The 6,070-nt window shown below is 47.4% G+C and carries 7 protein-coding genes and 3 pseudogenes; 3 read left to right on the top strand and 7 right to left on the bottom strand.

Annotated elements, in window-relative coordinates; translation table 11 throughout:
• Positions 1–173: 173 nt before the first annotated feature.
• Positions 174–300 (top strand): annotated as a pseudogene (locus tag DID99_RS38575) (IS3 family transposase); the annotation flags it as partial.
• Here the strand turns inward: DID99_RS38575 and DID99_RS38180 are convergent.
• The 6 genes and pseudogenes from DID99_RS38180 to DID99_RS38175 form a co-directional block, all read right to left on the bottom strand.
• Positions 294–852: pseudogene (locus tag DID99_RS38180) on the bottom strand (transposase); the annotation flags it as partial. The pseudogenes DID99_RS38575 and DID99_RS38180 overlap by 7 nt on opposite strands.
• Before the next feature lie 140 nt (positions 853–992).
• Complete coding sequence (locus tag DID99_RS35510) at positions 993–2,102, bottom strand: EscU/YscU/HrcU family type III secretion system export apparatus switch protein (RefSeq protein WP_124668635.1); 1,110 nt, start codon at positions 2,100–2,102, stop codon at positions 993–995.
• Entirely contained in the window at positions 2,099–2,875 is a 777-nt protein-coding gene (gene sctT, locus DID99_RS35505) for a type III secretion system export apparatus subunit SctT (protein ID WP_124668634.1), read from the bottom strand. Before sctT ends, DID99_RS35510 begins: the two co-directional genes overlap by 4 nt.
• A gap of 1 nt (position 2,876) precedes the next feature.
• On the bottom strand, positions 2,877–3,143 hold the full coding sequence (gene sctS / locus DID99_RS35500) for a type III secretion system export apparatus subunit SctS (protein WP_124668633.1): 267 nt from the start codon (positions 3,141–3,143) through the stop codon (positions 2,877–2,879).
• 4 nt (positions 3,144–3,147) lie between these two features.
• On the bottom strand, positions 3,148–3,798 hold the full coding sequence (gene sctR, locus DID99_RS35495; protein WP_124668632.1) for a type III secretion system export apparatus subunit SctR: 651 nt from the start codon (positions 3,796–3,798) through the stop codon (positions 3,148–3,150).
• Between the two features lie 545 nt (positions 3,799–4,343).
• Positions 4,344–4,475, bottom strand: coding sequence for a hypothetical protein (locus DID99_RS38175; RefSeq protein WP_260444776.1), 132 nt, complete (start codon positions 4,473–4,475; stop codon positions 4,344–4,346).
• Positions 4,476–4,761: 286 nt separating this feature from the next.
• On the opposite strand from DID99_RS38175, the pseudogene DID99_RS38170 reads away from it, so the two are divergent.
• Positions 4,762–4,996: pseudogene (locus DID99_RS38170) on the top strand (IS5/IS1182 family transposase); the annotation flags it as partial.
• A 253-nt stretch (positions 4,997–5,249) separates the two neighbouring features.
• On the opposite strand, the gene DID99_RS35485 reads toward DID99_RS38170, so the two are convergent.
• The gene (locus DID99_RS35485) at positions 5,250–5,594 is read right to left on the bottom strand and encodes a hypothetical protein (RefSeq protein ID WP_124668630.1); all 345 of its coding nucleotides are present in this window, start codon (positions 5,592–5,594) and stop codon (positions 5,250–5,252) included.
• Positions 5,595–5,939: 345 nt separating this feature from the next.
• Between DID99_RS35485 and DID99_RS35480 the strand changes: the two genes are divergently transcribed.
• The coding region (locus DID99_RS35480) for a transposase (RefSeq protein WP_148094698.1) at positions 5,940–6,070 on the top strand (131 nt) is incomplete at its 3' end.

Raw genomic sequence — 6,070 nt, 5'->3', positions numbered from 1 at the left:
CGTCGCCTCAACGATTCCTTGACGCGCTTTGCGGGAAAACCGCGGCAATCACATCGGAACGTTGTAGCGACTCTCTGACGGGATGTTGTGGCGTGAACACGACCACGAAGACGACAAGGAAACTGCTGGTCTGAACCCTTTCCAGGAGGATGATCTACTGACAGCAATTAGACGACAAGCGCATCTATCGCCTGTACCGTGACGCAGGGCTGGCTGTGCTGCGCCGTCGCAAGTGCCAGGGGCGTAATGATTGAGCGGGAGCAACTGGCATTGCCGAGCGCACCCAGCGGGGTGTCGAGTGCCCGGGCCTGGTTGGCCCGCTCGATCTTCATTCCGCGCAGCAGATACCGCCAGACCTTGTGCTGGCCGTTGCGCACCAGCATCCGAGCACCGGCAAAGGGGAACTCTAGATGCAGTTCGTCAATCCGGCGCATCAGCCGTTGGTCGACTTCGCTGACACGCCGCGCCCGGTAATACGTGCTCGATCTCGCGATACCAACAAGCCTGACCTGCTGCGAAACAGGCAATGCATGGCCACGGTCAATCATCGCTTTACGCTCAGCGATCCCGCCTTGGTGAGCGCGCTGCTGAAAAATCATTTTCCAGGCTGGGTTGGCCGATCTTGGCGTGCAAGATTTTCAGGTCTACCGATGGCTCGATAGACACCCGGCCGGCCGCACCGAACACGTCGGCTGCGCGCTCTTGCAACTGTCGCTTCCATTCCGTAATCTGGTTCAGATGCGCATCGAACTGCTCCGCCAGTTCGGCCAGCGTGCGCTCGCCCTTGACAGCCGCCAGGGCCATTTTCGCTTTGAACGCCGCTGAGTGCGTGCGCCGAGTTCGTTTCGTCATTTCCTCGGTTCTTTTTCCTGCATTATCGCTGGTACAGGCCGCGCGCATTTCATTTATCCCGCTGTCCGATTTTGCGCTTTAATACCGCCCTTTAACGCCGCGCCCGTCATAATGCCGCTCTCCACGTCAAATCAGTGGACTCATACCTCGGGTCGATTTCCGGAAATTTGGTCGTCAATTGCTTGGATCGACGCCCCCGAATTCCGCTGCTTCTCATCAAAATCAATTTTCCGTAGCGCCTCCAATAACAAGGCAACCGGACCGTAGAGACTGCTGGGGATATAGCGCCCATTCTTTACGGCAAACAAGGCATGCGCAAGCGCCACATCCTCCACAATAGGGACTCGTGAGTCCACTGCCAATTCAACGATGCGCAAAGCCAGCTTATCTCGTCCTTTCAAAAGCATTTTTGGAACAGGAGTTTCTCCATTTTTATAATATAAGCAAATCGCAACATGCGTTGGATTTCGAACAACAACCGACGAACGACTGACTGTCTCAGCCAAATTACCGCTTCGCATCTCGCCCTGCAGCTCTCTCCGTCGCTGCTTTATTTCCGGGTCACCCATATCATCTTTATTTTCTCGCTTTACTTCATCTTTTGTCATTTTTAAGTCTTCGGTCGTCTTATATTTCTGATACCCAAAATCAGCAAAACTCACGACAACGCCGAAAATTATTACGACAATAAAAATATTGTGCAGCAGAATCGAGAGCAACGCTAGAGCACAAACCTCACCGCAGAGCGGAAGCATTTGCAACGAACGCAACTGCCCTTTAATCACGATGACGAGCAACACCGTCAGAACGATGAGCATCGCCGTCGATTTAATCAATTGGACCAATGTTGATATTGAAAATAATTTTTTTAAATTATCCACCGGATTAAGCTTTTTCAAATCAAACGCAATCGCTTCGCTCGCGACCAAAGGGCCCGTTTGAACCAGATTTGCAAATATGGTTACAATAATCAAAAAGCCAGCCAGAGGAAGAAGAAAATCAATTCCAATTCTAGCGACAGAATATCCAATAAAAGACAAATCATCGCGCTTCGGGTCAACCACAATCAACAAACTGCGCAGTATAATATTTCCAATCTGAGAAACCACCCCCTCCCCTTTCCATGAAACATAACCGAAAAACACCCCGAGCTGCGCATATGAAACGCCCTCGACCGTCTTAGCAACCTGCCCTTGCTTGCGCGCATCTTTGATTCGCTTTGGGGTTGCGGCTTCTGTTTTTTCGCTCATCGCATCAGCAACGAAATTTGCTTTATGACCGATCCTAAGCGTATAAATTGATCGATATATAATTGAAAACCAAATGCCAACGTCACGGAAATAATAAGCGCACTCGCGACACTTTTGACTGGCATCGCAAGAAAAAACACATCCATTTGGTGAACTGCGCGGTTAATCAATCCAAATGAAATATCAATCACAAGCATCACCAGTATCGCCGGCAGCGCAAATCTCACGGCGAGCTGCAGCGGCATTTTTGCGAGATTAATGAACGCAACCAATGTTGGCGCCGTCAAATTCAAAATCGAACCCATTGGAATATCTCGATACGATTGGTAAAGCGCACCGGATAGCGCATGCCAGCCGCCCGACGTAAAAAATAGCAATATTAGCGCCTTCGAAAAAAAATTTCCCAACAAGCTAGACTGTGTTCCGAGCGATGGGTTGAACAATGAGCTCACTTCGGTTCCGCCAATCGTATCTATTAAATATCCGGCACCATCAATTGCCCAAAACGGAATTGAAGCAACGACGCCATACAAAAGGCCCAATAGAATTTCTTCGATGCATATAGATATAAATTCAAATACCGTTAAGCTATCCAGAATGTTTGATGCAACAAACCCGGGAGCAATTGGCAGTGCCAGGACCAAACAAAGCGCATTCCGAATTGTGGCCCCTCCAAGGTTGCTCGAATTAAACACCGGAAGTATCAAAAACACCCCTAATGGCCTAAGAAAACTTAGAAATATCGCCACCGAAAAATCAAAATAGCTGAGCATATCAACCAACAGAAGCAATGTGCCCGAAGATCAAAATCGTGTAATTCATTATCATGCCAGACATCCATCCAGCAGTAACCAATAATGCCACACCGGCCGCGATTAATTTAATCAAAAATTGCATCGTTTGATCCTGTATCTGCGTTAGCACTTGAACCAGGCCTGTCGCAACTCCTGCAACTGCCGTACTCACGACAACCGGAGCGGATAACATAACACTTATCAACAATGCATTCCGAACCAACTCAATAACTTCCGAATTATTCATGATGCTATTTATATGACATGACGAGTTGAAAAAGCAATTTTGACCAACCATCAATTATCACAAACAGGAGGATTTTCAACGGCAACGATATCGTCATCGGCGACACCATCATCATACCCAAAGACAGGAGCAAATTCGTCACAATGATGTCTATAATCAAAAACGGAAGATACAAAATTATTGATATCTTAAATGCACGAATGATTTCGCTTACAGCAAATGCAGGAACAATGATAATCAAAGAATTTCTATCAACTTTTTGCTCAATGTCTTGAGGCCACATTGTTTTAGAAATATTCACAAAGAATGAAATTTGCTCGGGACTTGTCTGTTTCACCAAAAAATCCCTATACGGCTGGTACAAATTCTCGTCAATATTTTTTATACTATTGACCGACGACAAATCTATGGGATGTGCCTCAAGATTGCGCTCGATCTGCATCGCAATCGGCGCCATTACAAAAAATGTAAGGATCAAAGATAGTCCATAAATTGCAACATTAGGCGGAATCTGCTGAATTCCCAGCGCGTTGCGCAGCATCGACAAAACAATTGAAATTTTCAGAAAACATGTTCCAACCACCGCAAAGAGAGGCAGAAGAGAAATTCCAAATAATATGACAATTAATTCAACTGGATGACCGACAAATTGCACGCCATCTTCTCCATTTTCACTATCTTTCGGTTAGCATACAGATACCCGTCGCCCCGTTAATGCAAACTATCAGTCTTTATGCATCTGCGGCATCAGGTATTTACCTGAAAATTAAATTTCACATTCGCCAATCTTCAAATAAGATTAAACCACAATAGGAATGTCGGCACACGGAAAGGCGAATCATAGTTCGTACTTTGTGAGATTTGCTCGGAACGGGGTCGAGTGACAAAACGGTTCAAATGACTACCCTGTGCAGCCGGAGTAGTCATTAAACGCAATGGCCTCCGGCAATTCGTTACGTGCGCCCGGTACCGATAAATCCACTTTACGCACGTTACCACGTACGCCCATCGTAAAACCGAGCACATTCAGGGCTGGCTACAGAGGCCGCGCCGTCGCATTCTGACGTCGCAATCCGCATAGCCCTGAGTCTACAACGGCATCTGTATGATATGGTCATCATTAGTTGCGTTCGCTATGCATTGGCAGATGCCCGGAAAATTCATGGCGGCAGTTCGATTGCGCTCAAATGGTTATCGAATTTACCAAACGCCCATCATTAATTTATTCATTGGCAAAAGACTCCATGCAAACGGAAAGGCCAAGAAGCGCATCGACATGTCAATCGGAATGCTTGGGCCGTGGTAAGCACGGACGAGTTGCTCGATGTTCATGCGCTGTATCATAAACGGCAACGCACAAGTTTCAAGCAGAAATTCGAAACATGAATTTTCAAGCATTATTTGATTACCCCAACATGATGATTAACTAAAAACCCAATGACTCATCGGGAATTACAGGAATAAAGCCAAGTGATATCCGATAATTAAACGAAGCACTGAGTTTTCCATGTCTAAATCTAAATATTCCCGCGAATCTACCGAGAAATTACGGATTTGATATGTGATTTTTTTAGATAGGAATACTACTTTTCTGTTTTTCTTTGCCTGACAAAAAATGATGCCCCTAGAACCGATAGGTAACGACCTGCGCCCACTCATCGAACCTTTGCTGCCGAAGCGGGCGTCGCGTAACCGTCGATACGCGGGACGTAAACGCCCGACCGGGCGGCACTGATCGCATCGTATTCGTGCTGCGCTCGGGCGTCGCGTCGAATCTGCTATCGCCAGAAATGGGCTGCGGTGCAGGCACTGGATGCTGGCGGCGACCGGTTGCATGTCAAGAGGCCCGCGTCTGCCACGGCGCACTCCTCAAACTCCGTTGCCGCCTGATCTGCTGGAGCACCCTTCGACGTGCCGACCAGTCTTTATGAAACGTCCTCTATGCAGGGCGAATTCTCACACTCGAGAATTCGCGGCATTATCGAAATGACGAAGTTAATTTTTCATTGGAAAATCATCAATTTCAGCCAAGCATAACGCCACACATAAAGTAAGCGCGAATTGCCAAACTTGAATTTGGTACGCCAGCGCGATAGAAGTCAAGGGTTAATGCCATCCCTCCACATTGGCGGTCAATGCGTCCGCCTTAATTTCATCCTCGGCCTGCCGCAACAGGCTCTTAGCACGCTTCACGTGCCTTTCACGGCTTCGACTATCGCCGCCCCGAGCAAAATCAATAGATGCGCATGCATCATCAATTGAACGTTGTGCCGCAGCCAGATAAATATCTCTATTTATAATAAACGTTTTGGCCAGTGTTGGTTGTACGGGCAGAATGGTGCTCGCTAAAATTAAAATACATGACACACCATACTTCAGCCATCCGCCCGTCACACATAAATATAACGCAAATTTTTCATCGTTATCAATACGCCGACTACCAATCTCCATGCACCCCATAGCCCCCCTCCGCCTCAATTCAATACCCACCCAACAATCACCTACAAAAGCCTCCATCGAGGCATATTTTTATAGAAAAATATCTTGCATGCAAAAATATCAAAATATATTTGATTCTGCGAAAATTTATTGAATTATCTTACCAGCCGTCAACAAATCAGGCTTTCGAAAAACATCAAAAATCAAGATTATTAATTGCCGATATTACAAGAAACGACTCCTCACCAAGGTGTGCCGCAATGTCCATAGAGAGGTGGCCGCACAAATTCGGACAGACGGGTAAGTGGAATGCCCGGGGCCTGAGCCAGCGATAATGCAGACAAAGGAACCGGAAAGATGACGAAGAGAACCCGACGGACGCACTCAGCGGCGTTCAAAGCGAAAGTGGCCCTGGCGGCGGTCAAGGGCGAGCGCACGCTGGCCGAACTGGCGCAGCAGTTCGATGTGCACCCGAACCAGATCACGGA

It is taken from the genome of Burkholderia sp. Bp8986 (genome assembly GCF_003854225.1).
Lineage (GTDB): Bacteria > Pseudomonadota > Gammaproteobacteria > Burkholderiales > Burkholderiaceae > Burkholderia.
The sequence above is the reverse complement of the archived record's forward strand: the minus strand, read 5'-3'. Positions and strand labels throughout refer to the sequence as shown.

Bases quoted from the DNA above. Each gene is read 5' to 3' on its own strand.
- DID99_RS35510 (WP_124668635.1), bottom strand. From the start codon at position 2,102: ATGAGCGAAAAAACAGAAGCCGCAACCCCAAAGCGAATCAAAGATGCG.
- sctT (WP_124668634.1), bottom strand. From the start codon at position 2,875: ATGCTCAGCTATTTTGATTTTTCGGTGGCGATATTTCTAAGTTTTCTT.
- sctS (WP_124668633.1), bottom strand. From the start codon at position 3,143: ATGAATAATTCGGAAGTTATTGAGTTGGTTCGGAATGCATTGTTGATA.
- DID99_RS38175 (WP_260444776.1), bottom strand. From the start codon at position 4,475: ATGAACATCGAGCAACTCGTCCGTGCTTACCACGGCCCAAGCATTCCG.
- DID99_RS35485 (WP_124668630.1), bottom strand. From the start codon at position 5,594: ATGGAGATTGGTAGTCGGCGTATTGATAACGATGAAAAATTTGCGTTA.